Origin of the sequence: Nocardia terpenica (genome assembly GCF_013186535.1) — a bacterium.
Classification (GTDB): domain Bacteria; phylum Actinomycetota; class Actinomycetes; order Mycobacteriales; family Mycobacteriaceae; genus Nocardia; species Nocardia terpenica.
In genome coordinates, this window is the sequence record NZ_JABMCZ010000005.1 from 189,610 (window position 1) to 213,901 (window position 24,292).

Annotated in this window: 18 protein-coding genes and 2 pseudogenes; 11 read left to right on the plus strand and 9 right to left on the minus strand. The window is 67.6% G+C overall.

Annotated features, from left to right (window positions below; genetic code table 11):
* The first annotated feature begins 50 nt into the window (after window positions 1-50).
* The 5 genes from HPY32_RS36735 to HPY32_RS36755 all read left to right on the plus strand — a co-directional run bounded on the left by HPY32_RS36735 (window position 51) and on the right by HPY32_RS36755 (window position 6,794).
* Complete coding sequence (locus HPY32_RS36735; protein ID WP_373686721.1) at window positions 51-1,838, plus strand: 1-deoxy-D-xylulose-5-phosphate synthase; 1,788 nt, start codon at window positions 51-53, stop codon at window positions 1,836-1,838.
* Complete coding sequence (ispG, locus tag HPY32_RS36740) at window positions 1,835-2,983, plus strand: flavodoxin-dependent (E)-4-hydroxy-3-methylbut-2-enyl-diphosphate synthase (protein ID WP_067588703.1); 1,149 nt, start codon at window positions 1,835-1,837, stop codon at window positions 2,981-2,983. The genes HPY32_RS36735 and ispG overlap by 4 nt, the downstream gene beginning before the upstream one ends.
* Before the next feature lie 129 nt (window positions 2,984-3,112).
* Window positions 3,113-4,129 (plus strand): terpene synthase family protein, encoded by a 1,017-nt coding sequence (locus HPY32_RS36745; protein ID WP_067588701.1) that lies wholly within the window; start codon window positions 3,113-3,115, stop codon window positions 4,127-4,129.
* A complete protein-coding gene (locus HPY32_RS45905; RefSeq protein ID WP_067588699.1) occupies window positions 4,126-5,541 on the plus strand; it encodes a family 2B encapsulin nanocompartment shell protein in 1,416 nt (471 codons plus the stop codon). The genes HPY32_RS36745 and HPY32_RS45905 overlap by 4 nt, the downstream gene beginning before the upstream one ends.
* 8 nt (window positions 5,542-5,549) lie before the next feature.
* Entirely contained in the window at window positions 5,550-6,794 is a 1,245-nt protein-coding gene (locus tag HPY32_RS36755; RefSeq protein WP_067588697.1) for a terpene synthase family protein, read from the plus strand.
* 64 nt (window positions 6,795-6,858) lie between these two features.
* Here HPY32_RS36755 and HPY32_RS36760 read toward each other — a convergent pair whose 3' ends face one another.
* Complete coding sequence (locus HPY32_RS36760) at window positions 6,859-8,925, minus strand: CocE/NonD family hydrolase (protein WP_082871424.1); 2,067 nt, start codon at window positions 8,923-8,925, stop codon at window positions 6,859-6,861.
* Between the two features lie 310 nt (window positions 8,926-9,235).
* Between HPY32_RS36760 and HPY32_RS36765 the strand changes: the two are divergent.
* Window positions 9,236-9,457, plus strand: a pseudogene (locus HPY32_RS36765) (glycoside hydrolase family 1 protein); the annotation flags it as partial.
* A 96-nt stretch (window positions 9,458-9,553) separates the two neighbouring features.
* Here HPY32_RS36765 and HPY32_RS36770 read toward each other — a convergent pair.
* The gene (locus tag HPY32_RS36770) at window positions 9,554-10,603 is read right to left on the minus strand and encodes an alpha/beta hydrolase (protein ID WP_067588692.1); all 1,050 of its coding nucleotides are present in this window, start codon (window positions 10,601-10,603) and stop codon (window positions 9,554-9,556) included.
* 247 nt (window positions 10,604-10,850) lie between these two features.
* Here HPY32_RS36770 and HPY32_RS36775 point away from each other — a divergent pair, with 247 nt between their 5' ends.
* Entirely contained in the window at window positions 10,851-11,561 is a 711-nt protein-coding gene (locus HPY32_RS36775; protein WP_082871423.1) for a C1 family peptidase, read from the plus strand.
* Between the two features lie 15 nt (window positions 11,562-11,576).
* Here the strand turns inward: HPY32_RS36775 and HPY32_RS36780 are convergent, their stop codons facing one another.
* A complete protein-coding gene (locus HPY32_RS36780) occupies window positions 11,577-11,957 on the minus strand; it encodes a MerR family transcriptional regulator (protein ID WP_067588690.1) in 381 nt (126 codons plus the stop codon).
* A 113-nt stretch (window positions 11,958-12,070) separates the two neighbouring features.
* Here HPY32_RS36780 and HPY32_RS36785 point away from each other — a divergent pair, with 113 nt between their 5' ends.
* Window positions 12,071-13,135 (plus strand): alkene reductase, encoded by a 1,065-nt coding sequence (locus HPY32_RS36785; protein ID WP_067588688.1) that lies wholly within the window; start codon window positions 12,071-12,073, stop codon window positions 13,133-13,135.
* Window positions 13,136-13,153: 18 nt separating this feature from the next.
* Here HPY32_RS36785 and ligD read toward each other — a convergent pair whose 3' ends face one another.
* Together ligD and HPY32_RS36795 are read right to left on the minus strand one after the other, a co-directional pair.
* Complete coding sequence (gene ligD / locus HPY32_RS36790) at window positions 13,154-14,110, minus strand: non-homologous end-joining DNA ligase (RefSeq protein WP_231951652.1); 957 nt, start codon at window positions 14,108-14,110, stop codon at window positions 13,154-13,156.
* Window positions 14,111-14,161: 51 nt separating this feature from the next.
* A complete protein-coding gene (locus tag HPY32_RS36795; RefSeq protein WP_067588686.1) occupies window positions 14,162-15,376 on the minus strand; it encodes a glycosyltransferase 87 family protein in 1,215 nt (404 codons plus the stop codon).
* A gap of 80 nt (window positions 15,377-15,456) precedes the next feature.
* On the opposite strand from HPY32_RS36795, the gene HPY32_RS36800 reads away from it, so the two are divergent.
* A complete protein-coding gene (locus HPY32_RS36800) occupies window positions 15,457-15,960 on the plus strand; it encodes a DinB family protein (protein ID WP_067588684.1) in 504 nt (167 codons plus the stop codon).
* A 207-nt stretch (window positions 15,961-16,167) separates the two neighbouring features.
* Window positions 16,168-16,653, plus strand: coding sequence for a GNAT family N-acetyltransferase (locus HPY32_RS36805; protein ID WP_156674488.1), 486 nt, complete (start codon window positions 16,168-16,170; stop codon window positions 16,651-16,653).
* Between the two features lie 13 nt (window positions 16,654-16,666).
* Here the strand turns inward: HPY32_RS36805 and lexA are convergent, their stop codons facing one another.
* The 4 genes and pseudogenes from lexA to HPY32_RS36825 all read right to left on the minus strand — a co-directional run bounded on the left by lexA (window position 16,667) and on the right by HPY32_RS36825 (window position 22,014).
* Window positions 16,667-17,323 (minus strand): transcriptional repressor LexA, encoded by a 657-nt coding sequence (lexA, locus tag HPY32_RS36810; RefSeq protein WP_067588682.1) that lies wholly within the window; start codon window positions 17,321-17,323, stop codon window positions 16,667-16,669.
* Between the two features lie 49 nt (window positions 17,324-17,372).
* Window positions 17,373-19,025, minus strand: coding sequence for an LCP family protein (locus HPY32_RS36815; protein ID WP_082871422.1), 1,653 nt, complete (start codon window positions 19,023-19,025; stop codon window positions 17,373-17,375).
* Window positions 19,026-19,172: 147 nt separating this feature from the next.
* Window positions 19,173-20,738 (minus strand): annotated as a pseudogene (locus HPY32_RS36820) (LCP family protein); the annotation flags it as partial.
* A gap of 562 nt (window positions 20,739-21,300) precedes the next feature.
* Window positions 21,301-22,014 carry a TetR/AcrR family transcriptional regulator gene (locus HPY32_RS36825; protein WP_067588680.1) on the minus strand — a complete coding sequence of 238 codons (714 nt, stop codon included), beginning with the start codon at window positions 22,012-22,014 and terminating at the stop codon, window positions 21,301-21,303.
* A gap of 161 nt (window positions 22,015-22,175) precedes the next feature.
* Between HPY32_RS36825 and HPY32_RS36830 the strand changes: the two genes are divergently transcribed.
* Window positions 22,176-24,197: a CocE/NonD family hydrolase gene (locus tag HPY32_RS36830; protein WP_067588678.1), complete on the plus strand. Its 2,022-nt coding sequence runs from the start codon at window positions 22,176-22,178 to the stop codon at window positions 24,195-24,197.
* Window positions 24,198-24,292: the final 95 nt, after the last annotated feature.

Here is a 24,292-nt window from a genome sequence, read left to right on the forward strand (position 1 = left end):
CCTCCGCACCGCAGACCGCCGAAACCGTTCGGGCCGACAGCAATCGGTCGCTGTTGCCACTCGTCAGCTCACCCGAGGAGCTGCAGCTGCTGCCGATCGATCAGCTGCCGCAGCTGGCCGCCGCGATCCGGGCGCTGCTGTTGGAGACCGTGCTGAGGATGGGTGGGCATCTCGGCCCCAACCTGGGCGTAGTGGAGCTCACGATCGCTCTGCACCGCGTCTTCGACTCACCACGCGACATCCTCTTGTTCGACACCGGTCACCAGACCTATGTACACAAGATCCTGACCGGGCGTGGGCGATCGTTCGCCCGCAGCCTGCGTCAGCCCGGCGGTCTGTCCGGATACCCGAACCGGCACGAATCGCGGCATGACGTCATCGAGAACAGCCATGCCTCGACCGCGCTCAGCTACGCCGACGGGATCGCCAAAGCCTGTGCCCTGCAAGAGGAACACGATCGCGCGGTCGTCGCAGTCGTCGGCGACGGAGCCCTCACCGGCGGTCTGGCGTTCGAGGCGCTCAACAACATCGGCGCCGCGCCGCAGCGTCCGGTGATCGTCGTCCTCAACGACAATGGGCACTCCTACTCGCCGACAGCGGGCGCGCTGGCCGCTCACCTGCATCGCCTGCGCACCGACCGGCCCACAGGTCCGGCGGCACCGGCACTGTCCACCGTGTTCGAGCATCTCGGGCTCAACTACCTCGGGCCGGTGGACGGGCACGACTTCACCGCGCTCGAGGCCGCGCTACGCCGAGCACACGCTATGCGGCGGCCGGTCGTCGTGCATGTCGTCACGATAAAGGGTCAGGGCTATCCCCCGGCGTGCGCGGATCCCGAGCGCATGCACACCACAGGAGCCCGGAAGGCACCTGATACCCGCCCGCCGCCGCGGGCGTGGACGGAGGTGTTCGCCGACGTCCTGGTCGAACTCGGCAGCCGCCGGACCGATGTCGTGGCTATCACTGCCGCGATGCCCGGCCCGACCGGGCTCGTCCGATTCGCGCAGCGATTCCCCCAGCGCTGCTTCGATGTCGGGATCGCCGAGCAGCACGCGGTGGCCAGTGCGGCCGGGCTGGCCACCGCGGGAATGCATCCGGTGGTGGCGGTCTATTCGACCTTCCTCAATCGTGCCTTCGACCAGGTCCTGCTCGACGTGGCCCTGCACCGGCTGCCGGTCACCTTCGTCCTCGATCGCGCCGGTGTCACCGGCCCGGACGGACCCAGCCACCACGGAATGTGGGACCTCACCCTGCTCAACGCGGTCCCAGGTCTGCGTGTCGCCGCACCGCGTGATGCGACCAGCCTGCGGGAGCTGTTGGGCGAGGCCGTTGCCGACGGTAGCGGCCCGACCGCCGTGCGGTTTCCGAAGGCATCCGTCGGCCCGGATACCGCTGCGCTGGAACGACTTCAGGGTATCGATGTGCTCCACCGCGACCGGCGCCGGGATGTCCTGCTGGTAGGCGTCGGGCCCTTGGCAGGTGAGTGTGTCCAGGCGGCGCGGCGACTGGGCGAGCACGACCTCGGCGTGACCGTCATCGATCCGCGCTGGGTGCTACCGGTGTCGGATCTACTGATCGGTGCCTGCCTGCGCTATCAGCTGATCGTGGTCGCCGAGGACAACACCGTGGCGGGCGGCGTCGCTACCGCCCTACAGCGTGCGCTCACCGACACCGGCGCCCGCATCCCCGTCCGCGGACTCGGTCTGGCACACCGGTTCCTCGCTCACGGTGGCCGTGCCGCGATCCTCGCCGAGGCGGGCCTGACCGGACCGGGGATCGCCGAATCCGTGTTGTCGGCCTACCACGAACTCGTGCACGAACAGGAGGACCCGTCGTGACCATCAGTCCCCCCAAGCCCGCGCTCGCCCTATCCCCTCGTCGCGTGTCGCGGCGGCTGCACATCGGCTCGGTGCCCGTCGGTGGCGGTGCGCCGATCTCGGTACAGACCATGACCACCACCCGCACCGCCGACATCGACGCCACCCTGCAACAAATCGCGGAGATCACCGCCGCGGGTTGCGATATCGTCCGTGTCGCCGTCCCGACCCCGGACGATGCGGCCGCGCTGGCGGCGATCGTCGCGAAATCACCGCTGCCGGTGATCGCCGACATCCACTTCCAGCCGCGCTACGTTTTCGCCGCCATCGATGCCGGGTGCGCCGCGGTGCGCGTGAACCCTGGCAACATCAAGCAATTCGACGACCGTATCGCCGAGATCGCTCGAGCCGCCACGGCCGCGCACGTGCCGATCCGGGTCGGGGTCAACGCCGGGTCCCTGGACCCGCGCGTGCTCGAACGGCATGGCGCACCGACCGCGCAGGCGCTGGTGGAATCGGCTCTGCACGAGGCCGCGCTGTTCGAGGAACACGGATTCGGCGACCTCAAAATCGCAGTGAAACACCACGATCCGCGAACCATGATCGCCGCCAACCGGCTGCTGGCCGGGCGCTGCGACTATCCGATCCATCTCGGTGTCACCGAAGCCGGTCCCTTGCTGCAGGGCACCATTAAATCGGCTGCGGCCATTGCGATTCTGCTCGCCGACGGCATAGGCGACACCATCCGGGTATCGATCTCGGCACCACCGGTCGAACAAGTCAAAGTGGGCAACCACATCCTGCAGTCACTGGGATTGCGCCCGCGCGCACTGGAAATCGTGTCCTGCCCGGGCTGCGGACGCGTCCAGGTCGACATCCACCGGCTCGCCGCCCGCGTCGAAGCCGCCTTCGAAGACTTCCCCCACCCACTGCGGATCGCGGTCATGGGGTGCGTGGTCAACGGGCCCGGCGAAGCCCGCGAAGCCGACCTGGGCGTGTCCTCCGGAAACGGCAAAGGGCAGATCTTCGTGAAAGGCAAGGTCATTCGCACCGTTTCCGAGGACCGCATCGTCGACGCGCTGCTCGACGAAGCCATAGCACTGATCGACGATCCCCCAACCGAAGCAATACCCATCAACCGCAGCCGCCGTGGCGGCACGGTCTGACTCACGGGGAGGCGAACCGTGGCTTATGTGATCACACAGCCGTGTTGCAACGACGCCAGCTGCGTCGGCGAATGCCCCGTCGACCCGGAGCCGATCCGACGCCATCGTCGCTTCCGTATCCCGGAACCGATGTGCCGCACCCCGGCCCGCGTCAACCCCGACTACCCCACGATCTACGAGCAGAACGCGGCCTGGGTCCGTCGTTTCCTCCCCTTCACCGACGCGGCGGCCATGTCGCGCTTCTTCGAACAGCGCTACGCGTACTTCGAGTCGCTGATCTATCCGACCGGTCTTCCCGGTCGTGTCGTGCACTCCTCGTGCATGACCTCGTTGATGTTCGAGGTGGACGACCTCGCCATGCTGCGGCACGCCGCCTTCGACGGGATCGCCGCCGATTGGGTCGCCGATCACCCCTACGGGCCCGCGTTCGCCGACATCTGGGCAACGCTGCGGGACGACATGCCCGAGCAGGTCTTCCGCCGCTACCAGCAGGGGTGGCAAGACTGCTTCCGCGGCATCCTCGCCGAGCACGACTACATCGACCGAGGCATCCTGCCCGACTTCGACACCTACCTCGACATCCGGCGACTCAGTTTCGGATTCCGGCCGCTGCTGGCGGCCGGAGAGTACGTGCACGGCCTCGACCTGTCCCCACTGATACACACCGACCCCGACCTCGAGCGGGCGCAGCGCGCGACCCTCATGCACGCTCTGCTGGTCAACGACCTGCTCTCCTTCCGCAAGGAATACACGCAAGGAGATCTGTTCAACATCGTGGCGGTTCTGATCCACACCCACGATCAGCAAGTGCAGACCGCGCTGAATATCACCGGCGAACTCATTCGCCGCGCCGACGCGGAACTGGCAGACGCGTGCGCGACCCTGCGGCGACGCTACCTGCCACTGCCACACCTACAGCTGTACCTGACCACATTGAATTCGCTCTGTGCGGGCAACCTGCGCTGGTCGCTGGAGACACCTCGCTACCACGGCAGCGGGTACGGCTGGAATGGATTGCGGGGCGGCACCATTGCCCTCGACCCCGATCGCACGGTCCTCGAGCCCGGCGCCCCGGCCGACCACATCGAAACGACCATCCCCCATCCGAACCGCGAGACCGCACCCGACACAGTGAGGCTGCCATGACCACAACGCGGGCCGAACCGCCCATCGACACTACCGGACAGACCCTTGTCCGTTCGCTACAAACCGCAGCGGCCCGAAATCTGGCCACCACCACCAAGACACGGCCGCAATCGGCGGGCATCACCGATCGCTGGTTGCTCGACCAATTGCCGTGGGTCGAAGTTCCCGGCGGCGTCTATCGTGTCAATCGGCGGCGGGTACTGCGGCGTTCCCGCGGCCGCGTCGGCTTTGCGGAGTCCGGTGCCGACAATATCCAGGTCATTCCCGAGTCGTTGACCGAAATCCCGGTCCTGCACGGCTACCGGAATCTGGATGTGCTGCGACAGCTCGCCGAACGATGCCGTCCCCGCGCCGTCACCGTCGGTGAAGTGCTGGTCGAGCAAGGACAACCGGTGCGGTTCGCGCTGGCGGTCGTTCACGGCCGACTCGAGCGCCTTGCGGCCGACTCGTACGGAGTCCCCCATGTGGTCGGGATCCTCACCGACGGTGATCATCTCGGAGATGAGGCACTCCTTCAATCCGAACCGTTCTGGTCGGCCACAGTGCGCGCGAGCACCGCCGGGACCGTGGTCACCATCCCTTGGGACGGATTTCTGGACATATTCGAGGCCAACGCCGATCTCCGGGAACACATCACCGAGTTCATGACCAACGCCACCATGCGGGTCAATGCCAAAGGCGAAGCGGTGATCGGTGTCGCCTCCGGCCACCGAGGTGAACCCCCGGTGCCCGGAACGTTCGTCGACTATGATCTCCCTCCTCGCGAATACGAACTGTCTCTGGCACAGTCGATATTGCGCATCCACACGCGCGTACTCGATATCTACAACGATCCGATGAGTCAATTCGACGAGCAACTCCGGCTCACCCTCGAGGAGATACGAGAACGCGGCGAATGGGAACTCGTCAACAATCGCGATTTCGGACTGCTCCACGCCACCGACTACGACCAGCGCATCTCCACCCGGTCCGGTCCACCGACACCGGACGACATCGACGCGCTGCTGTCCATGTGCCGAAGCACCGATCTTCTGTTCGGCCACCCCCGAGCCATCGCGGCGTTCCGTCGCGAATGCAACCGACGCGGGCTCGTGCCGGAAACCGTTCGCGTCCATGGCCGACCCGTCACCGCCTGGGCTGGCATCCCCTTCTTTCCCTGTGAAAAGATTCCGATTACCGACACCCAGAGTTCATCGATCATCGCCATGCGCACCGGCGCCGAAGACCAGGGAGTCATCGGATTGCACCGGTCCGGATTACCCGACGAATACGACACCGGCATCAGCGTCCGTTTCATGGGTGTCGACGAACATGCCATCGCCAGCTACCTGATCACCAGCTATTACTCGGTCGCGGCGCTGGTCCCCGATGCCATCGCACTGCTCGAGCACGTCGACGTCGCGATCCTTTAGGAGAACCCATGTCAACACCGTCACTCCCGGTCGCCCACAGCTTCACCGGAATCGGCACCACTGCCGCGGACGTGACCCGGCTGCTCGGCGTCACGCCGTCGCCCATCATGTATACGGAATTCGAGCAATCGTTTCAACGGCTGCTCCGTAACCCGACAGACTCCTGTTCGTCGGAGCAACCGTTGGATATTCCACCCATCTGGTGCCCTCTCGAATTGCGCTCGCGCGCTGGGGGAATCGAGTTCCAGCACCGCTCAGTGGACTTCTATCGCCGAATGGGATTCGACGCGGACTCCCTGAAATCAGCGCACGACATGTGTACGGGCGAATTGGCTTGTATGTGGGCACCCCTGGGCGATGACGAGGGCACTCAACTGCTGGCCGACTGGCTGATGTGGGCACTGCTGTTCGATGATCACTACTGCGACAGTGGTCCAATTTCGCGAGACCCCACAGCCTTCAATCATGTGGCGGCGAATCTCATGAACTTCGCCCTACACCCGGAGCGCCAACCGCTCGGCGTCGAAGACTTCGACGCCTTCGCCGCCGCACTGGCCGACATCGCGGCACGGGTTCACACACGAGCGACCCCCGAACAGGTCATTATTTGCCTCTTGTCCCACTACCGATGGGCGCTCGGTGCGGCATGCGGGGTCTCCGACAGATCCGGCAACTACCTGCGCAGCCTGGACGAGCACATGATCGCCCGCGGCCCGGACGGCGCAGATCTCGCAGATATCGTTCTCATCGAAATCGCCGAGGCAACCTGCCTGGATTTCGAGACTCGGCGAAGTCCCGCAGTCCGCGCCATCACCGACGCATCCTCGGTTTTGCTGTCGGTCCCGACAGACATCGCCTCGTACGCGAGAGAGCGAGAACAGCGCAGCTTGGAGTCGAATATCGTCGAGATCATCGCGGTCCGCGACGGCCTCTCACGACAGGAGGCCGTCTATGCGGCATGCGCTCTGATCGAGGAAATCATGGACCTGTTCGTCTCGCTCAAACACAAGCTGGCCGCCAGTGCATCACCGGGGCTTCATCGCTATCTCGAGCAGCTATCCAACGTGATCAGAGGAACCTTGGAGTGGCAACGACGCCTGCCGCGATACTCCGCGAACGTCCGTGGCACGCCAGGGTATCCCGACGTGAGTGGTCAACTGTCGAAGGATGCCCTGCACACGGTATCCGAACAACGACTGTTCTCAGGAACACAACCCCCGGAGTCCATCCGCTGGTGGTGGCAATTCCTCTGAGACGTCACCTGTTCCTCGCGGGTCTCGACCAACCGATCCCGCGCGGGTGATCGGTCGCTGCCGGTCACCAGCCGGGGGCGCCGCCGATGGGCACGTTGACGAAACTGGGTGCGGCGGAGTCGAGGTCGAGGTGCTGTGGCTGGAGCCGGGTGTCGGCGAGGAAGGGAAACAGCAGCACCGGAAGTCCTTTCGGGAAGTTGCTCGCGTACACGTCGGCCCGGAGCCGGTGCCCGGGTTGCAGGACGGCGTCGGTCGGGGTCAGTCCGAGGTCGATCATGGTGGGCTGCCCGGGCACGACGGGCTCGCGGCTGTCCAGCGTCAGCTTGGTGTACGGACCGATCAGGTCTCCGTCGGCGGATCGGGTGCTCCTGGCGGGATCGATGGCGCGCAGCGAGACCACCAGTTGCCCGGTGGACAGGACCGTCGAACGACCGTCGGGCGCAACATCGTTCAGTGTCGCGCTCCAATATCCGTCGGTGGCGTCGTACACGGTGTTCAGGTGCACATTGATCGGCCCGGAGATCAGGGTCGGCGCGGCCACGGGCGCGCTGGTGAAGGTCAGCCCGTCGAGTTCCTGCGGGCGGGCGTCGGCGGCGCAACCGGCCACGATCGCTCCCCCACCGGCGGTGCCCGTCGCGGTGTCGTTGGAGCACAGGCTGGTCACCCCGGGGGCCACGGTCAACCGCCCGGGAGCGAATGTGTCGGTGGGCGTGAGACTTCCGTCGTGCACGCTGGTGGCCGTGGTGCCGCTCGGCGCCGCGCTCAGATACATGCGCCGATAGTCGACCCCCGCGCGGGGGTACCGGTCGGTCGTGGTCCACGACCCGCCGATCTGCTGACTGGTGATCGGCCCGTAGGTATCGATGCCGTTATCGATTCCCTTCAGCCACCTGTCGAACCATGCCCGCTGCAAGACGTCGAGCCGGGGCGGATAGCCGGGTGTGCCGAAGTCGGCCCCGGGATTGATGTGGTAGGCGTTGCCCATCAGCAGCTGTTTCCGCCCCGGCGGCAGCGGGATCTGCTGGTAGATAAGGGGTTCGGTATTGGTGAACACATCGTGCCACCCGCCGATGACGAACGTGGGGACCCGAATCCGGTCCGGGTGGGCCACCATTCCCTGCCGCAGCGGGCTGTTCTCGTCGAATGCGGATTTCACGCTGTCGGGCAGGTGCCCGACGTCGGGTGTGAACAGTGCGCCGATCAGCAGGTCGAAGAATGTCAGCGGGCTGGCGGCCCGGTCGGCGAGCCACTTCCAGTCGAACCGCCCCTGCGCGATCGATACCAGGTCGGGCACGAGTTTGAGCCCATCCACCGCCGCCAGCCAGCCGGGCACGAACCCGGCGTTCAATCCGCCGCCGGGGGCGAGGATATCGTGCATCAGATCGCTGCCGGGCTCGACGGGGAAGATCGCCTTCAGGGCCGGAGGCTGCTTGTCGGCGGCCTGAATCTGATTGACCGCCGAATACGACACCCCGCTCATCCCGATACTGGCGTTCGACCACGGCTGGCGAGACGCCCAGTCGATGACCTCGACGGTGTCGCGTTGTTCCCGCTGCCCGAAGAATTGCACGGTCCCCTCGGAGAATCCGGTGCCGCGCACATCGACCACGATCTGGGTGTAGCCGGACTCGATGAGGTTGCGATCGACGGCGAGAGTGCGCGGCAGCCCGGTGCCGAACGCCTTGGTGATATCCGTGATGCCTGCCAGCGGTGTCCCCGTGAGGTCGAATCGGCGGAACAGGTCCAGGATCGCCTCGCCGAGCCAGGGGATCGCGAGGGCCGAATCCAGGATGTTGGAGACGAGTTTGGTGTAGGGCGTGAGGTTGACGATGGTGGGGGTCGGCGTGTCGACCGGACGGCCCGCGGCGTCCGCGGGCCGATACACGTTGGCCTTCAACACCGTTCCGTCGCTCATCGTGATCGGCACATCCCAATCGATATGCACCCCCGGGTAGCGCGGCGGCGCCAGGTAGGTCGCCGTCCAGGCCGCGCCGAGTTCACCGGCGTCCGGTTCGGCGCGAGTCACCGCCGAACACCAGCACAACACCAGGCCGACAACCAATCCCCACAGCGCGAGCCGACCGCCGACAGGCCGACACCAGCGATTCGCAAGGCCACGCCGAGATTTCATGATCTATTCCTTTGGCGGGAAGATCGGCCGACGGGCGTCGCGGGCCCGAGCCTCATCCGGTCAGTTGACTTACCATATAATCGATTCAGCCTGGCGTACAGGGATTTCGCCGCACTCGCCCGCAGTAGCCCCCTGAACTGAGGGCACCGGCGGTGCAACGGTTTTCCCGCGGGTTGCGGTAGCTTCGGCCCGGTGTGGAATGTGAACAGCGGTGTGGACTGGAAGCGCGGGATCGGCGGTGTCGCGTTGGCGGGTGCGGTGGTTGCGGGTGTGCTGTCGGGCGCCGCGGGGACCGCGTCGGCCGACAGCGGGTTGCTACGCACCACGTTTCGGCCTCTACTCCGTCGACGTCGCCACCGATCCCACCCTCACCCGCCACCCCACCGACGCGGTGGCGGCCTACGCCACCCTGACCCACAACGGCGGCGTCCCCGCCGACTACCGCCCGACCCATCCCCCGGTCCCCTGCTCCCAGGTCGACCCCCCGGCCAGCTGCGACGAACCGGTCACCGTTCCCCCGGCGGCATCTTGATCCCGGCCAAAAGCATGCCGGGAAATGGGAAGGGAGCGAGCGACCGAGAACGGGAGTGGACGACCGGGAACGGGAGTGGGCGACCGGGAGGCGGTATCAAGCTGGAAGGCCGAGGCCCTGGGCGAGGACGGGCCAGGATTGGATGAGGGCGTCGTGCCAGTAGCCCCAGGAGTGGGTTCCGGTGGTGGTGAAGTCGTAGGTTGCGGGGATGCCGAGCTGGTTCAGTTTGGCTTGCAGGTTGTGGCTGCAGTAGTCGACCGCGGACTCGATGACGCCGCCGATGAGCAGCTGATTGCCGAGGCCGTAGGGGCCGGGCAGGGCATAGGGACCGTCGAGAGTGTCCCATTTGCCGGGCAATCCGGATCCGGCGGAGATGAACAGGTTCAGGCCGCGCAGCTGGTCGGCGTGCACGTAGGGGTCGTTGGCCGCCCACATCGGATCGTTCTCGGGACCGTACATATTGTCGACATTGCCGCCGCCCCACACGTTCACCGCGAGCTTGACGAAGGTGTATCCGGTCGGATCGCTGATCTGGGCGCAACCGCTGTAGGCCGCGACGGATTTGTACAGCCCCGGTTTGGCGATGGGCAGCTGCAGCACCGAGGTGCCCGAGGTGGACAGCCCCGCGATGGCATTGACCCCGTCGGTGCCCAGCGCGCCATCGATCAGCGGCGGCAGTTCCTCGGTGAAGAACGTCTTCCACTTGTTCACGCCCAGTGTCGGATCCGGTGCGCGCCAGTCGGTGTAGTAGCTCCACGCGCCGCCGATCGGCTGGACCACGTTCACGTCCTTGTCGGCGAGGAAGTGCAGCGCGTCGGGGGCGCGCTGATCCCAGGTGGCGCTGTCCACGCCGCCCCCGGCACCGTTGAGCAGATACAGCGTGGGCCGCGGCGCCGACGCGTCGGCGGGGCGCTGCACGTCGACCGGGTAGGTCTCGTCCATGGCGGCCGAGTACACGTACAGCCGGATATTGCGGCTGTCCTGCATGGTCGCCTTGGTGATGTGCGAGCCGTCGGGCGCCTTGGGGTCGGCGAGCAGGCTGCCGGACGAGATGACCGGATCGGCCGCGTGCGCCGAGACCGGGCCGAGCGGTGTCAGCGCGAGAACCCCTGCGGCCGCGGCCGTTGCGATTCGTGCCCAACGCATCAGAACAAGCACCTCCGTACCCGATCGGTCACACCGGCGGCCTGCATCCCCTCACGCACTGTAATTCAGCCGCTACCGTTTGGCGAACAAAACGCGTCCGACGCGCTGATCAGCCGTTTCCCCGGCCGATGGCGATCGTCCGGCGGATGACTTGAACACCCTTGCCCTTTCCCGCCCCGAGTGCGGACCATTGGTTCCGTCGTGAAGGAACACAACGGCTTTCGGCCGTAGGCAAGGGGGATACTTCATGCGGTACGCGCGGTGGTCCGTGGCGGCGGCAGTGCTCATCGGATTCGGCGGGGCCGGGGTCGCGGCCGCGGGGACGGGCGCGCCGCCCGGGTCGTACTCGCTGCTGAAATACGCGCTGTCCCCGGGCGATCAGGGGCAGACCGGGCAGGTGACCTGCTTCGCCACCGGCTACACCGGCTACGGGGTGCTGATGAACGAGCAGGGCATCCCCGGCGGCCCGATGTCGCCCGCGTATGTCTGTTCGCAGGTCGACGGCGGCCTGCTGGACCAGGTGCTGTCGTTCGAGCAGCAGCAGGGCATCGACACCGCGGCCGATTATCCGCCGGGCAGCGGTGCACCCACCGACGCGCAGCGGGCCAATGCCGCGCGCTACAAGCTGTCCGGCTATCAGGATCTGAGCGGCACGGACCGCAGGACCGCCGTCGAAACCGCGATCGCCGCCGGGCAACCGGTGGTGTTCGGCTTCGAGGCCAGGGACAGTTTCGAGACCTTGACCAAGGGCAACGCCAACTACAACCCGCAACCCACCGAACGCGTCCTCGGCGGCCATGCGGTCACGATCGTGGCCTACGACGAGAACGGGATCACGGCCGAGAACTCCTGGGGAACGACCTGGGGTGACGGCGGATTCTTCACCGCCCCATGGTCTTTGCTCACCGGCTCGGACGTGGACAGCATCTACGCCATGGGCATGATCGCCAATTCCTGAGCATCCGGGCGGTGTTCACCCGGGGGCGCCGCCCAGCCGAACACGCCGGTGAAACGCCCGGTTCGCCGCCATGAGCTCGTCGAGTGCGTCTCGGGTGCGGATGAGTTCGGTGATGTGCTCGGACAATCGGTCCCGCTCCTGCGCCATCCGCTCCAGCGCGGCGTCCGCGGTCTCCTCGCTCGGCGCATCGACACAGGGCAGCAGGTCGGCGATGGTGCGGCTGGACAGCCCGGCGGCGTACAGCCGCTGGAGAAATCGCACCCGGTCGACCGCCTGGACCGTGTAGTGCCGCTGCCCGCTGGCGCTGCGGGCGCTGACGAGCAAGCCCTGTTCCTCGTAGTAGCGCAGCGACCGGATGCTGGCTCCGGTTCGCGCCGCCAATTCTCCGATACGCACCTGTCCTCCACCTGTGACCTGCGTCGCAGACCATTGCCTCTCACATCCATGTGAGCTTTTAGTGTAGCTGTCACGCCCACGATCGGGCGCTCCGAAGTGCGAAGGAGCCTTACGTGACAAGCCTTTTCGACAGCTATCGACTCGGCGGCCTGACCCTGCCGAACCGGGTGGTAATGGCCCCGATGACCCGGGTTCGGGCCGCCGCCGGGGGTCTGGCGACACCGTCGATGGCCGCGTACTACGCCCAGCGGGCGAGTGCCGGGCTGATCGTGACGGAAGGGGTGCAGCCCAGTTTGATCGGACAATCCAATCCGGGTACCCCGGGTCTGCACACCGATGAGCAGGTCGCCGCATGGCGCCAGGTGACCGCTGCCGTGCATGTCAATGGCGGCCGCGTCTTCGCCCAGATCATGCACGGCGGACGGGTTTCCCATCCCGACACGACCGGTATGCAGCCGGTCGGTCCCTCCGCCGTCCCCGCCGGGGATGACGTATTCACCCCGACCGGACGGCAGCCCGCTCCGATGCCGCGGGCTCTGGATACCGCCGAGATCACCGAGCATGCCGAGTCGTATGCCGAGGCCGCGCGGCGGGCCATCGATGCCGGATTCGACGGCGTGGAATTGCACGGCGCCAACGGTTATCTGATTTCCCAGTTCCTGTCCTCGAATGCCAACCTGCGCACCGACCGCTACGGCGGCACGGTGGCGAATCGGATTCGGTTCGCGGTCGAGGCGGTCACCGCCACCGTGGCGGCGATCGGCGGGGCCAGGACCGGCATTCGCCTGTCTCCGGGCGCGACGTTCTGGGGTGTGGCGGAGACCGATGTTCCGGAGCTCTACGCCGCGCTGCTGAACGAGTTGGCCCGCCTCGATCCGGCCTACATCCATCTGGAGGCCACCACCGACGAGGAGGTGCTGCTCGGCCTGCGCCGTAGCTGGCCGGGCACCCTGATCATGAACCCGGTGTATCCGTTGGGCCCCAAGCAAACCGGGCGGGCCGACGCCGATCACTGGCTCGGGCTGGGCGCCGATCTGATCAGCTTCGGCCGCGCGTTCATCGCCAATCCCGATCTGGTGGAACGACTTCGACGCGCGGTCCCGATCGCCCCGGTGGACGAGGCGACCTATTACCAGGGCGGTGACGAGGGATACCTGACCTATCCGACCTATCAGTAACTCGAAAGACGGTGCGCGCTACTCCCATTCGATCTGATCGGGGGTCTTGTCGGGGCGCAGGCCGCGCCAGGAAGGGTGGCGCAGGCGGCGCTCTCCGGTGGTCCGGTTGTTGGTCCACTCGGCGAAGGAGATCTCGCCGACCAGTTCGGGAGCCACCCAAATGGCATCGGGCACATCGGCATCGACGGTGGGGGTGCCGCGTTCCAAGGGGCGCAGTCTTGTTCGCAGGTCGTCGAGTGTGGCCTGGCTGAAACCGGTGCCGACATTGCCGATGTAGATCAGGGTGCCGTCGCGGCCGGGGACGGCCATCAGGAGGGAGCCGATGTGTCCGGCGCGGCGGCCGGTTCCGGGACGCCAGCCCACGACCACGATTTCCTGGTCGCGACTGTTCTTGACCTTGGTCCACAGCGGGGTGCGGCGGCCGGGGGTATAGGTGCTGTCGAGGCGTTTGCAGACGATGCCCTCGAGGCCGAGGCGCCGGGATTCGGCGAGCACGTCCGCGCCCCGGCCGTGCAGTCGCGGCGGGACCTGCCAGTGCGGGCCGTGCGGCGCGAGTTGCTCCAGCAGTTCTCGTCGTTGCCGGTAGGGCAGGTCGATCAGCGGGCGGTCGCCGATGTGCAGCAGGTCGAAGATCATGTAGGTGGCGGGGACGGCGGCGGCGAGGGTGCGGATCGTGGCGGGATTGCGCTGGTGCATGCGCGGTTGCAGCGCCTCGAACGAGGTCCGGCCGTCCTCGGTGAAGGCGACGATTTCGCCGTCGACGACGAAGGGCGGGCTCGCCGGGGCGAGATCGGCGAGTTCGGGCCAGGCGGGCGTGATGTTCTTGTCGTTGCGCGACATCAGTCGCAGGCCGTCGTCGACGTATCCGATCGCGCGGATGCCGTCGAATTTGACCTCGTAGCCCCAGCGGGAATCGTCGGCGGGAAGATCGCCCGCCGTCGCCAGCATCACCGCGTAATGCGGCAGCCCGCTCACAGATTAAATAGTACCGACCGGTTCTGCTTTTTCGCAGGAAGCGAGGACCTATTACACGAAGGATTCGGACCGATCGGTGCGCCACAGCATGGCCGCGAGCGCACCGAGGAAGCCGAGGGCGGCGAGCATGGTCAGGCCGTTGAGTGTCACGACGGTCGTCATGGTGCCGTGCATGAGGACGTCCGCGGAGGCCAGGCCCGGCACGCGCGCCACGATCAGGAAGGTCAGCACGCCGGAGGCGACCAGTATCGACCACATCACGACCACACCCGCCGTGTGCGCCGGGTCCTGCCGTCGCCGGGCCCACCGCAGCCAGAGCGCGAGAGCGGGCGCGGCCCACACCCAGTGGAACGTCCAGGCGATCGGGGAGATCAGCAGGCTGGTCGCCGCGCACGCCATGGCACCGGCGGCCGCCATGCCCCGGCGGTCGGCCCATGCCGAGATCGCCAGTCCCGCAATGCCGACCAGAACGGCCAGCGGCAGCCAGACCCACGCGGAGTGCAGCGCCCCGGGGAAGTGGGCGAGCACGCCGCGCATCGATTGATTGAAGTACGCGGCGCCCGGCGGTGACATCCGTTCGGTGTCCAGCATCAGATGCGCCCACCAGCGCACCGAGGGGCCCGGCAGCACGGCGAAGCCGAGCAGCACGGTGGCCGCGAAGGTCGCCGCGGCCACCATCGCGGCCCGGGTTCGGCGGGTGATCAGCAGGTAGGCGATGAACAGCAGCGGAATCAGCTTGATTCCCGCCGCGATCCCGAGGGCGATCCCCTGGGTGCGACCGGGCCGCCGGACCAGATCGATCAGCACCAGCAGCATGAGCAGCGCATTGATCTGGCCGACACCGATATTCAACATCACCGGGGCCATGGGCAGGGCGGCGACGGTGGTCAGGGTGGTGAGTCTCGCCCTCCGGACCGACGACTCCGACCCCGGCAGCCCGAGGGCCAGCCAGATCGAAACCTCCAGCGCCAGCATCGAAAGAAACGTCCAAACGGCCAGTGCGACAGGCAGACTCAGCAGTGCCAGCGGCACGAATACCAGCGCCGCGAACGGCGTGTAGGCAAACGGATTCCCGTCCTTGGTCGTGACATCGTAGGGCGAGATCCCGTGCAGCACAGACGATCCGCCCATATGGTAGACCCTGAAATCGATCGAGATCAGCCAATTCTTGTCCAGCAGCGCAACTTCGGCAATCGCGATGCCCACCGCGATCACCACCGCCGCAACCGCCGAGCCGCGCACCCACCGCTCGTCCTCGAGGCCCACGGTAGAATGATAAATCTTCTCAACGGCGGCACCGTTATTCGAAATTGCCTATCGCGTTGGTTTGTCGGCATCATGGCCGGATGGGGTTCAGTGAGCGAAGGAGACCGCCGGGGATCTCCGGGGAGCGCGAGACGCTGACCGGTTTCCTCCAGTATCAGCGCGACACATTGGCCTGGAAGTGTTCCGGCCTCACCGCCGAGCAACTCCGCCAGCGCGCGGTACCACCCTCGGACCTGTCACTGCTCGGACTGATCCGCCACCTGACCGCCGTAGAGCACTCCTGGTTCGCCTGCACCCTCCACGGCGCGGACGCGCCGACACCGCACTGGCGCGAAACCCTCGCCGCCGCATTCGATGTCGACACCGCCGACCCCGCCGAGTCACTCCGCCTGTGGCACAGCGAATGCGCCCGATCCCGCGAAATCGCCGCCACCTGCGATTCCCTCGACACCACCGGCACCCACCCCGCCAACCACACCTTCACCCTCCGCTGGATCCTCACCCACATGATCGAGGAATACGCCCGCCACAACGGCCACGCCGACCTCCTCCGCGAACGCCTCGACGGCCACCGAGGGGAATAGCGGCCAGCCGTCGGCCGCGGGCGGAGCCTAGTCCACCGGTCGCTCGGTGGCAATGTGGCGCGCGGGGTCAATTCGTAACGGGGGCAACGCTTCCGATGTGAATGTCTCGATACGGCAAAACGTTGGGAACAGGGGGTGGAAATCGTGGTTGTCGGGGTGGGGGGACGGGTAAGACCGAGGGGACGGTCAACTTCTCACCTCGACGGCATGATGACTGATATTCGGATCCGCAGTACCACCTCCGCCGATCGCACCGCGATGGCCGCATTGCTCAATGACTCCTGGGGCGACACCACGGTGATCGCGCACGGCGTCAGCTACGACGCCATCCGGCTATCGGCGCTGGTGGCCGAGCGGGACGACGAGGTCGCGGGGTTGCTCACCTATACGCTCGCCGATGGGGCGCTGGAGATCGTCACCCTGGACGCGGTGGAGCGGCATGCCGGGGTCGGCACCGCGCTGCTCACCGCGGCGGTCGATCTGGCGCGCCAGGCGGGTGCGAACCGGGTGTGGCTGGTCACCACCAACGACAATCTGGACGCGCTGCGGTTCTATCAGCGCCGGGGCATGGCGATCTGCGCCGTGGCGCGCGGCGCGGTCGACACCGCCCGCACGCTCAAGCCCGCCATTCCCGAGGTCGGCGCGTACGGCATCGCCATCCACGACGAGCTCACCCTGGAAATGCCCTGCTGACAGCGCGATCCGCTCACATGCGGCGCATCACCGACACGACCTTGCCCAGCACCACCGCGCGGTCGCCGTCGATGACGTCGTAGGCGGGGTTGCGGGGCTCCAGGTAGACGTGCCCGTTGCGGCGGCGGTACACCTTCACGGTGGCCTCGTCGTCGATCATGGCGGCGACGATCTCGCCGGAGTGTGCCTCGTGCTGGCGGCGCACCACCACCATGTCGCCGTCGCGGATGGCGGCGTCGATCATCGAGTCGCCACGCACCCGTAGCGCGAAAACCGTTCCGCGGCCGACGAGTTGGCGCGAGAGGGTGAGCACGTCGTCGGTGTGCTGCTCGGCGAGGATGGGGGTTCCGGCGGCGATGTCGCCGACCACGGGCACCGCCACCGACTCCTCGTCCCGCTCGCGCGGCGCGCTGCCCCGCAGGAACAGCCGCACGTCGACGGGCCGGGACACGGTGTCGCCGCGACGCAGAAAACCCTTGTCCTCCAGCGCCTTCAGATGTTTCGACACCGACGAGGTGGAGCGCAGGCCGACCGCGTCGCCGAGCTCGCGGGTGCTGGGCGCGTAGCCGTGGCGCACCACCCAGTCGCGGATGGTGACGAGAATGCGCTGCTGGCGCGGCGGCAGGGTCGAGGTGTCGAGATGGGAGAACGCGTCGTCGTATCCGGTCACCGGGGCATCCTACGGCCCGCCGCGGCCGACGGCCCGCAGCGCCGCCCGGTCAGTTCACGCAGGGGATGTCGGAGCCGATGGTGGTGGTGACGGGCTTCCCGGAGTCGGGCAGCGCGTCCGCGGTGGCGGCGCTCGCGGAGGTTCCGCCGCCGCTGCTGCCGGATGTGGTTGCGGCGGAGGATAATTCGCCGGGGAGGGTGAAGTCGGCGCCGAGGACGAGGCGGATGCGGCCGGGCGCGACGTCGGTCGAGGCGTGGGCGGGCGGGCCGCCGAGCAGTTCCGACAGCCGGGTGGCGTCGGCGTCGGCCCCGCTGCCGTAGGCGATGGCGGATGCGCCGCCGCTGCCGTAGTCGTCGGCGGTGGTGGCGTTGCCCTTGCCGAATCCCTTGGCGGACAGGGCCGTCGACACCTTGGCCGCCATCCCGCTGGCGCTTCCGGCATTGACCACGTCCACGGTGCTGGTCGGCGTCGCCTTCGGTGTGGACGGCGGCGCGGCCTGCATGCCGAAGGCGGTGCGCACGATCTTCCTGATGACGGCCGGGTCGACGACGTTCACGGCCTGATCGTTGACGGTGCCGTAACCCTGGATCGGCAGGGTCTGGAACTCGACGGGGATCGAGCCCGCCCGGCCCAGGGTCTGGGCGAAATCGAGCACGTTCCAGCCGTCCGACAGCACCACGTCGTCCTGGGCGGCCTTGATGAGCGACTGTAACTTGCCGATATTGGTGAGGGTGCCCGCGTCCTTCAGCTGTTTGGCGGCGGAGGTGAGGAACGCCTGCTGCCGGTGGGTGCGGTCGAGGTCCTCGTTCTCCAGTTCGTGGCGCTGGCGCACGAACGCCAGCGACTGGGCCGCGTCGAGATGCTGCCGCCCGGCGGGGAATACGGCCCCGGAGAAGTCGGAGTCGTCGACGGGTTGGTTCAGGCACACGTCGACGCCGCCGAGGATCCCAGCCAGATGGTAGAAGCCGACGAGCGCGATCTCGGCGACCCGGTTGATGGGCACCCCGGTGAGCGCCTTCACCGCCTGCAGCACCGATTCGCGCCCGGCCTCGCGCCCGCGATGTTCGAGCTCGACAGGGTCTTTCACGCCCTGGGCGGCCAGGGTGTCCTCGGTGGCGGCCTTCTTCAGCCCGTAGGTTTCCTTGATCTTCGCGTGATCGTAGCCGGGGATGCCGTTCACGGCGACATAGTCGTCGCGCGGAATCGAGAAGGCGGTGATCTTCTTCAGATCCTTCGGAATATGCAGCAGGATCAGCGAATTGGCGTTGTAACCGCCCTCGGTGCCGTCACCGGCGTGTAATTGGTCGAGAATGTCCTTCGGGAGGAGATTGCCGTCCTTGTCGCGCCGGGTGTCCAGGCCGATCAGCAGGATATTCATGTCGCCGTCGAGGGCGGCGGCATCCTCGGCGCTCACCACGCCCGACCGCGAAAAGCCTCCGTCGATGCCCTTTTCGCTGTAGTAGGCGAAGCCGGTACCGGATACCACCAGCATCGCGGCGGCCGCGGCGAGCAGCCGCGTGGTCGCGGCGACCCCGCGCCGACGTCGGGCCGGTGGCCGCCGCGGCGGACCGCCGCGCGTGCTGCGACGTCGGGTGACGGGCTCGAAGCGATCGGTGGGGGCCTCCGCACGGTATCGCGATGCCGCCGCCCACCGGTCACGGGCCGGACCGTCGTCGCGGGCGCGCGAGCGCGGAACGGCCATGTGCGTCACTCTCCCCAATTCGACGCCTGCAAAACAATGTCCGGCACGCTACCATCACCGAACAAACGCCCGCAAGGCCGCTCCCGGACCATACCCATTGCCGCGGTGAACAATTCGGGGCAAAACCGAAATCGGTTCGCCCCGAATTCAGTTCACGCAGGGAATGGACGATCCGATGGTGGTCGTGACCGGTTTTCCGGAATCGGGCAACTCGTCGCCCGCCGCATTGGTCGCGGCCGCGGAGGACGAGGACGACGAGGAGGACGGTGTCGCCCCGGATTCGGTGGTGGGTGTGGTGCTCGACGAGGTGCCGTCCAGCCCGTCCGGCAGGCTGAAGTCGGCGCCGATGACGATCTTCACGTGGCCGGGCTCGACGTTCTTCGACGTGGCGGTCGGCAAGCCGCCGAGCATGTCGGCGACCTGAGTGGCGTCGGTGTCCGCCCCGGTGCCGTAGTACACGACCGAGCTGGAGCCGTCGGTGTAGGCGGCGTTGCCGACGGTGCCCTTCGGAAAGCCCTTGGCGGTCAATACCTTCGACACATTACCGGCCATGCCGGTGGTGCCGCCGGCATTGACGACGTCGACGGTGCTGGTGGGGGTGGTCTTGGGCCCGGTGGGCTGCGGCGCCTGCACGCCGAACGCGGTGCGCACCGTCTTCTTGATCGCGGCCGGGTCGACGACGTTCACGTCCTGGCCGTCGACGGTGTCGTAACCCTTCACCGGCAGGGTCTGGAATTCGATCGGGATGGACCCGGCCTTGCCCATGGTTTCGGCGAAGTCGAGCACGTTCCAGCCCTGCGACAGCACGATGTCGTTCTGCGCGGCGTTGATCAGGGACTGCAGCTTGCCGATATTGGTGAGGGTGCCGGAGTCCTTGAGCTGCTTGGCCACCGAGGTGAGGAACGCCTGCTGCCGGTGGGTGCGGTCCAGGTCGCCGTTGTCGAGTCCGTGCCGCTGGCGCACGAACGACAGGGCGTTGGCCGCGTCGAGGTGCTGCGGCCCGGCCGGAAACACCGCGCCGGAATAGTATTCGTCGTTGACCGCGTGGTTGAGGCACACGTCGACGCCGCCGAGAATATTGGCCAGATCGTAGAATCCGACCAGCGAGACCTCGGCGAACCGGTTGATCGGCACGCCGGTGAGCTGTTTCACGGTCTGCACGATGGATTCCCGGCCCGCCTCGCGGCCCTGGTGCTCGAGCTCGATCGGGTCCTTGACGCCCTGGTTCATCAGCTTCTGTTCCGCGGACGCCTTTTTCAGCCCGTAGGCTTCCTTGATCTTGGCGTGGTCGTAGCCGGGGATGCCGCTGACGGGGACGTAGTCGTCGCGCGGGATCGAGAAGGCGGTGATCTTCTTCAGATCCTTCGGAATGTGCACCAGGATCAGCGAATTGGCGTTGTAGCCGCCCTCGGTGCCGTCACCGGCGTGCAGCTGGTCGAGAATGTTCTTGGGAAGGTCGTTGCCGTTCTGGTCTTTTCGGGTGTCCAGGCCGATGAGCAGGATGTTCATATCGCCGTCGAGGGCGGCGGCGTCGGCGTCGCTGATCACGCTGGAGCGGGTGAAGCCCTGATCGACGCTCTTCTCGGTGTAGTAGGCGAAACCGGTGCCGGAGACCACGACCACCGCGACCGCCGCGGCGGTCAGCCTGCCCGCGATCCGCAGCGCGCGCTGCTGTTTGCTGGGACGCTGCTGCGCCCGGCGCGCGCCGCGGTTGGCCCGGGGGGTGCGCGTGGGCTTGGCGGGTTCGTAACGGTCGGTGGGGCTGTCGGCGAGGGCCGCGGCGGTGAGGCGTTCGGACCGGGTGCGGCGCTCCCCCGGCGCTGCCGCGGCGGACTCGCCGCGCGTGGCACGAGCGGCCGATGCCGAACCGGGAGTGTCGCGTGCTCTGCGGGCCGCGGGCTCGCTCGCGTCGCCGCGGCGCGTTCTCGGCGTGGCGCCGGTGTCGGCGCGGGGCGCGGGTGTGGCCTGCTCGCCACGACGGGTGCGGGCGGGGCGCTCGGCCGCGGGCGGGGCGGCGTGGCGGACACGGTCCGCACGCTCGGCGGGAGTGGGCGCCACGCCGGACCGATCCGTCGTGGCCGGGGTCTCGGGCCGCGCGTGCCGGGCATGGCGACCACCGGCGCGGGGGTCCGCTACGACCGGGATCGGTTCGGTTTCGTCGTTCATCTCGCCGTACAGTCTCACATCACCGTGCTGAGGGGAAGCTGAGAGCGCGCTTCATTCAGGTCATGACATCCTGCACGATGTCTGCGACAAATGCACATCCGACGACCGCCTATCCCGCCGCGGCGCTCCGCACTCCCAGCATGACACCGAGACCGTCCAGGTGGTGTTCGAATACCTCGGCGCGATCGGCGAAGGTGTCGGTCCCGTACATGTCGAACACATCGAAGCTCACCGCGCCGAACAGCGCCGTCCACACCGAAATGCCCCGGGCCAGTAGCCAATCGGGCAGATCGAGCCCCGATTCGGCGCGGACCCGCGCGAAATCGCCGGACAGCCGCGACGATACCGTCGGTAGCGGGTCGGGCTCTGCGAGAATGCCTGCCCGGTAGGCGTTTTCGATCACGCCGAGCAGCGCGGCGATCACCCGCAGGCCCGGCGCGTTCGTTTCCTCCGCGGGCGCTTGATATCCCGGCACCGGGGTGCCGAACAGCAGTCCGTAGCGGGCGGGTTCGGCCACCGCCCACTCGCGCACGGCCCGGCCCAGCACCCGCAGCCGCTGCGCCGGATCGGCGGGGGCGGCGGCGAGCGCGGCGTCCACGGCGTCGGCCATGTCGGTGTAGCCGTCGACGACGAGCAGGGTCAGCAGTTCGTCGCGGCTGCGCACATAGCGGTACACCGCCGAGGACACCACGCCCAGATCGCGGGCGACCGCGCGCAGCGACAGCGCCGCGGCCCCGTGGACGGCCAGATGCTCACGGCCGATGCGCACGATGTCGTCCATGGTGCGGGCGCGGGCCCGCGCCCGGGGGGTGGTGGCGGTCATGACCCCACTCTGACATATGGAGAGCGCCGCATTTAAAGGTGAGCGTCGCTCTCGATTGTGCCCGGTCACAATTGTAGGGCCGTCGTGATCCGGGTTACGGTTACCGGTCGGTACCGGCCGGTGGGTGAGCGCTGCCCCCGGGATCACGCAGGGAGACAACGATGTTCGGACGACGCCGGATCCGGGTGCGCACGGCCGTGGCGATCTGCGCCCTCGTCGCCGCGCTGGCCGCTCCTGCCGCGCAGGCGGTTCCCGATGCCGGTGCGCTGGGCGCGGCGTGGACCGCGACGCAGGACGGGCCGCCGCGCTATCCGGGCGTGCACATCGACTGGGATGTGCCGATCACCATGAGCGACGGCACGGTGCTGAAGGCGAACGTCTATCGCCCGGCGGACGCGGCGGGCCCGGTGCGCGAGCCGCTGCCGGTGATCGTGAATCTCATGCCGTATACGAAACTGCTGTCCAATCTGGCGGATTCGGCGCTGTCGGTGCCGGTGCTCGGGGATGCGCTGATGGGGTTTCTGCGCGGATTCGACCTGTCGGGGCTGGGTCTGGGCGGGCTCACCGATATCACCCGGGCGCTGCCCGCGGGTCTGGCGCGCACATTCACCGTGGACCGCAAGCTGATTCGAAGCGGGTATGTGCAGGTGGTCGTCGACGTCCGCGGTACCGGGTTCTCCCAGGGGGATTGGCAGGTATTCGGGGAGCGGGAGCAGCGCGACGGCGCGGAGGTGGTGGATTGGGCGGCGCGGCAACCGTTCTCGGACGGCTCGGTGGGGATGTCGGGGGTGTCGTATTCGGCGATCAATCAGTTACAGACGGCCGAACGGCATCCCGCCGGGCTGAAGGCGCTGTTCCCGGTGGTGCCGGGCAACGATCTGCTGCGCGATATCGCGGCCACCGGCGGCGGGCTCGGGGTCGGGTTCCTGCCGCCGTGGCTGGCCGGGGTGGACGGGCTCAAGCTGATCCCGGACGTGCGGTCGCTGCTGACGGGGACCTTCGATACCCGGTGGCTGGCCGACCGGCTCGCCGATCCGCTCACCTTCGTCGACTATCTGGTGGCGGCGCTGACGATTCCGAGCGTGGACGCGATTCCCGATTCGCTGCGCGCGCTGATCCGCGACGACAGCGCGATCCGGACCTCGTGGCTGGGACATCCGGAGCGGATCACCGTGCCCACGTTCATCTCCGGGGGCTGGCATGACCTGTTCGCCTACGACCAGACCGCGATCTATCGCGCGATTCCCTTGCCTACCAGTGAGAAAAAGATCGTCATGGGCGACACCTATCACATCTCGGAGGGCTCCGGCTTCGGTGCGCCGGGTGCCCCGCCCCGGCTGGATGTGTTGCAGCGGGCGTGGTTCGACCGGTGGCTCAAGGGGATTCACAACGGGATCGACTCCTACGATCCGGTGACGATGTTCCAGCAGGGCGGCGGCTGGACCGGCTCGCCGAGCTTCCCGAGGCCCGGAATGGATTATCGGCGACTGTATTTCGACCCCGCGCCGTCGGGCACGGTGGCGGTCAGCGCGCACGACGGCACTCTCGCGTCGACGCCGGGGGCCGCGGCGCGGTTGACGGTCGCTCCCGGGCTGGCGACGGTGTGTTCGCGTGACGCGGCCACCGGCACCGCCGGGGCCTTGGGGGCAATGGACCTGTGCGGCAAGGATTCCCGGGTCGCGGAGGTGAGCGCGCTGACCTTCACCAGCGCTCCCGCCGCTGCCGCGACACAGATCTCCGGCCCGATCGCCGTGCACCTGGAGACCGTGCTCGACGCCACCGACGGCTACTGGGCGGCCACCCTGAACGATGTCGCGCCCGACGGCCGCTCCACCGTCTGGACCTCCGGGCAGTTGCAGGCATCGCTGCGCGCGGTCGACGCGGCCAAGGCCACCCGCTCCCCGAACGGCGACTACACCGACCCCTACCCCATCCTCACCCTCGATTCCCGCCAGCCGATCGTCCCCGGCGAAACCACCACCGTCGACCTCGGCCTCGCCCCCACCGACGGCATCCTCCAGCCCGGCCACCGCCTCCGCCTCGACATCTACGCCCTCAACTTCCCCCGCGGCCTCCCGCTGCGCCCCCTGCTCAACGAGAGCGGCCTGCGACCCCAGCATCTCGCCCTGGACCCGGCCCGGCCGAGCTGGGTCAACCTGCCCCTGTCGGGCACCACACCATGATCCCGGCGTGCTTTTGGCCGGGATCCCGCGAGATTCCGGCCAAAAGCACGCCGGAATCACTGGGGCGGCACGCCGGAATCACCGGGACGGGCACA